This is a genomic window from Actinotalea sp. (genome assembly GCF_041597215.1).
GTDB lineage: Bacteria > Actinomycetota > Actinomycetes > Actinomycetales > Cellulomonadaceae > Actinotalea.
The window spans coordinates 1-3,806 of the sequence record NZ_JBFHHB010000277.1 but is presented as its reverse complement, the minus strand read 5'-3'; the positions used below and the strand labels follow the sequence as shown (position 1 = coordinate 3,806).

Genomic DNA, 3,806 nt, shown 5'->3' with positions numbered 1-3,806 from the left:
TTCGACACCCCGCAGGCCAAGGACCTGTACGGGCAGGCGGGCCGCCAGGTCTTCTTCATCCTCGTCTCGGTGTACGGCTGGGTCCGCTGGTCGCAGACCCGACGCAGCGGGGACGGGGGAGCGGCGGTCGTGCCCCGCTGGGCCACCGCACGTGAACGCGCCGGGTTGCTGCTCGCGGCAGCCCTCGGCACCGTCGTGTTCGCCTGGATCTTCGGCGCACTCGGTTCCTGGGGCCCGTGGGCCGACGCGTGGATCTTCACCGGCAGCTTCCTGGCGACCTACGGGATGGCACGTGGCTGGACGGAGTTCTGGCTCGTGTGGATCGGGGTCGACCTCGTCGGGGTCCCGCTCCTGTTCCAGGCCGGCTACTACCCCTCTGCGGTGCTCTACGCGGTCTACGGAGGGGTCGTCGCCTACGGCTTCGTGGTGTGGATGCGTGCCCAACGGACCGAGACCAGGCAGACCGTGACGGCCTCCGCCGGGGCGGGCTCGCTCGGATCGTGACGGCGTGGGGGCCCGCGACCCTCTACGCTCCTTCCCGTGAAGACCTTCGAATCGCTGTTCGCCGAGCTCTCCGAGAAGGCCGTGAGCCGGCCGGCGGGCTCGGGCACCGTCGCCGAGCTGGACGCGGGGGTCCATGCGATCGGCAAGAAGATCGTCGAGGAGGCCGCCGAGGTCTGGATGGCCGCGGAGCACGAGAGCAAGGAGGCCGCCGCCGAGGAGATCTCCCAGCTGCTGTACCACCTCCAGGTGCTCATGCTGGCGACGGGCCTCACCCTCGAGGACGTCTACACCCACCTGTGACCCCCGGGTCGGGGCGCGAGGCCGGCTCGCCCCGACCGACCCCTGTCCGGCCGAGGAGCACCGTGCTGCGCATCGCCGTCCCGAACAAGGGATCGCTGTCCGAGCCCGCATGCGACATGCTTCGCGAGGCGGGCTACCGCCAGCGGCGTGACTCGCGCGAGCTCGTGCTGGTCGACCCGGAGAACGACATCGAGTTCTTCTACCTGCGTCCGCGCGACGTCGCCGTCTACGTCGGGGCCGGGACGGTCGACGCCGGGATCACCGGTCGCGACCTGCTGCTGGACTCCGGTGCCGAGGCGACCGAGCACCTGGCGCTCGGCTTCGGCGGCTCGACGTTCCGGTTCGCCGCCCGCCCGGACACGGTGCGCAGCGTCGCAGAGATCGACGGACGCCGGGTCGCGACCTCCTACCCGGTCCTGGTGCAGAACCACCTCGCCGCGCAGGGCGTGACCGCGACCGTCGTCCGGCTCGACGGGGCCGTGGAGTCCTCCGTGCGGCTCGGCGTCGCCGATGTCGTCGCCGATGTCGTCTCGACCGGGACGACCCTGCGCGGCGCGGGCCTGGAGGTCTTCGGCGAGCCCCTGCTGCGCTCCGAGGCGGTGCTGATCCGGGCGGGGTCCGACGACGCCGTCCCCGCGCAGCTCGAGGTCCTCGCCCGACGGATGCAGGGGGTGCTGGTGGCCCAGCAGTACGTCCTGATGGACTACGACGTGCCGCAGCAGCTCGTGGAGCAGGCCGTGGCGATCACCCCCGGGCTGGAGTCCCCGACGGTCTCGCCGCTGCACGACTCCTCGTGGAGCGCCGTCCGGGCGATGGTGCGACGGGACCAGACGAACCGCGTGATGGACGCCCTGTACGACCTGGGTGCTCGCGCGATCCTCGTGACCTCGATCCACGCCTGCCGGCTGTGAGCGCAGGCGAGGACCTCCACCGGCCGTTCCGCCCCACGGCGGCACGGTGGGTGGCGGGGGTCCTCGCCGTCGTCGTCCTGGTGTTCATGGTCGCCCTTGCTGTTGCCCTGCCCGTGATCGCCGGAGACGGGGCGGGCATGGCGGACCGCGTCGGGATCGCCGGCTTCGGGCTCGGCGTCGCGTGGTTCCTCACGCGCCAGGCAGGGGTGCGCGCGGATCCCGACGAGACGGGCCTGACGGTGCGCAACCTCCTCCTCACCCGTCGGGTGGAGTGGACGGAGATCGTCTCGGTCAGGTTCGGGCAGGGCCGTCCCTGGGTGCAGCTCGACCTCGCCGACGGGGACACGCTCTCGGTGATGGGTGTCCAGGCCTCCGACGGAGCCAGAGCGGCGGCCGAGGCCGTCCGGATGTCGACCCTCGTGGCCATGCACTCGGTGACCCGCAGCGACGACTGATCGCTGCGCGGTGTCAGGCGGGCAGCGAGCCCGCGTGGATCCCGGCGGCCGCTGCTGCGAGGAACGACTCGGGGTCCTGGTCGAGGTTCCGTCCCATCGTCGACAGGCCGACGGGGCACCGCTCGAGTGCACGACGGACCTCCGGGCCCGTGGGCACGTCGACCCTGTGGTGCAGCCCACGCGGCGCGAGGAGCGCGTCGACCTGCTCGCCGACCCGGGCCAGCAGTGCCGCGCGTCCCGGTTCGTCCGCACCGGCGACGGGGACGGGGATCGTGGCCGGGCGAAGGGCCACCCGGCCGTAGGCGGTCAGCGAGTGGTGGGAGATCCCGAGGTGACGTTCCCGGGGATCGGCACCCGAGACGCGCAGCGAGGCGACGGGACGGCCGCCGAGCACGCCGGCCGCATTGACAGCCTCCCCGGCGGCGACCCCGGAGAAGCCCCATCGCGTCCCCGTGCCCAGGTTCCCCGGGCCCTGGGCGACGACCACGAGGTCGGCATCGAGCACGTGCCGGGCCGCGAGCAGCCCGGTGTGCACCGTCACGGCCTCGAGATCGCCACCGAAGGCCTGGCCGACGGTCACGCAGGCCTCGATCCACCCGGCCTCGCGCAGCCCCGCGACCGCACGGGAGAACCATGCGGGCAGCGCCCCGCCGTCGGTCATCACGTAGACCGCACGGGGCGCCGGACGACCGGCCCGCTCCGCGGCGTGCCGGGCCCCGGCGAGGACGGCCGGAAGGGCGGAGTGCAGATCGGCGACGACCACCGGCAGGCCCGCCAGGTCGTCGGCCTCCCGCAGCTGCTCGTGATGGGCGGACTCCTGCTCGTCCACCCCGAGGACCATCGTCTGCAGCGGTGTGTAGCGCGCCTTGACCAGGTGTCCCGGGGCGTCCGGCGGGTCGGCGGGCAGTCGGTCGGGGAGCGCGACGACGAGCGCGTAGCCCCCGGTGCCCAGTCCACGGGCCTGAGCGGAGACGTTGAGCAGCACGCGGTCGCCGACCTCCGGCAGGCCGACGATCCCGGGGTGCGCGAGCGCGCGCCGCTCCCCGTCCTGCGTCGCGACGGTCAGCTCGACAGAGCCGTCCCACGACCGTCCGAGCGCGAGCACCGTCCCGTTCCGCCACGTGATCACCTCTGCACGGTAGCGGGCCGCTACGGTTGGCACCGATGTCCGACTCCCTTCCTCCCGCCGAGCGGCTGCTCAACCTCGTCATCGCCCTGGTCAACACCACGGGCCGGATGACGAAGGAGCAGATCCGCTCCTCCGTCGCCGGGTACGAGCACGCGCCGACGACGGAGGCGTTCGAGCGGATGTTCGAGCGCGACAAGGACACCCTGCGGGACCTCGGGGTGCCGGTGCTCACCGTTGCGTCCGCTGCGCACGGCGACGACCTCGGCTACCGGATCGACGCCGACGCCTACGCCCTTCCTCCGATGGAGCTCTCGGCCGCCCAGCTCGGTGTCCTGGCCCTGGCAGCGGAGTTCTGGCAGGACCAGGTCCTGCGCCCCGACGCCGCGAGGGCGTTGCTCAAGCTCTCGGCCGTCGGCGTGAGCGCACCGCAGAGCGACGCGGTCGCGGGGCTCGCCCCGCGACTGCTCCCCGCCGGGCCGGCGCTCGGTGCACTGCTCGCCGCCGCCG

General features: G+C 73.2%; 6 protein-coding genes. 5 read left to right on the top strand and 1 reads right to left on the bottom strand.

What is annotated here, in order from left to right:
- The 4 genes from pnuC to ABWK99_RS14520 form a co-directional block, all read left to right on the top strand.
- A partial coding sequence (gene pnuC / locus ABWK99_RS14535; protein ID WP_372595416.1) for a nicotinamide riboside transporter PnuC occupies nucleotides 1-504 on the top strand: 504 nt, incomplete at its 5' end.
- Between the two features lie 36 nt (nucleotides 505-540).
- Nucleotides 541-804: a phosphoribosyl-ATP diphosphatase gene (locus ABWK99_RS14530; protein WP_372595415.1), complete on the top strand. Its 264-nt coding sequence runs from the start codon at nucleotides 541-543 to the stop codon at nucleotides 802-804.
- 62 nt (nucleotides 805-866) lie between these two features.
- Complete coding sequence (gene hisG, locus ABWK99_RS14525; RefSeq protein ID WP_372595414.1) at nucleotides 867-1,715, top strand: ATP phosphoribosyltransferase; 849 nt, start codon at nucleotides 867-869, stop codon at nucleotides 1,713-1,715.
- A complete protein-coding gene (locus ABWK99_RS14520) occupies nucleotides 1,712-2,170 on the top strand; it encodes a PH domain-containing protein (protein WP_372595413.1) in 459 nt (152 codons plus the stop codon). Before hisG ends, ABWK99_RS14520 begins: the two co-directional genes overlap by 4 nt.
- A 13-nt stretch (nucleotides 2,171-2,183) precedes the next feature.
- Here the strand turns inward: ABWK99_RS14520 and ABWK99_RS14515 are convergent, their stop codons facing one another.
- Nucleotides 2,184-3,299, bottom strand: a complete 1,116-nt coding sequence (locus ABWK99_RS14515; protein ID WP_372595412.1) for a DUF3866 family protein — start codon at nucleotides 3,297-3,299, stop codon at nucleotides 2,184-2,186.
- Between the two features lie 35 nt (nucleotides 3,300-3,334).
- Here ABWK99_RS14515 and ABWK99_RS14510 point away from each other — a divergent pair.
- On the top strand, nucleotides 3,335-3,806 hold a 472-nt coding region (locus ABWK99_RS14510), incomplete at its 3' end, for a helix-turn-helix transcriptional regulator (protein ID WP_372595411.1).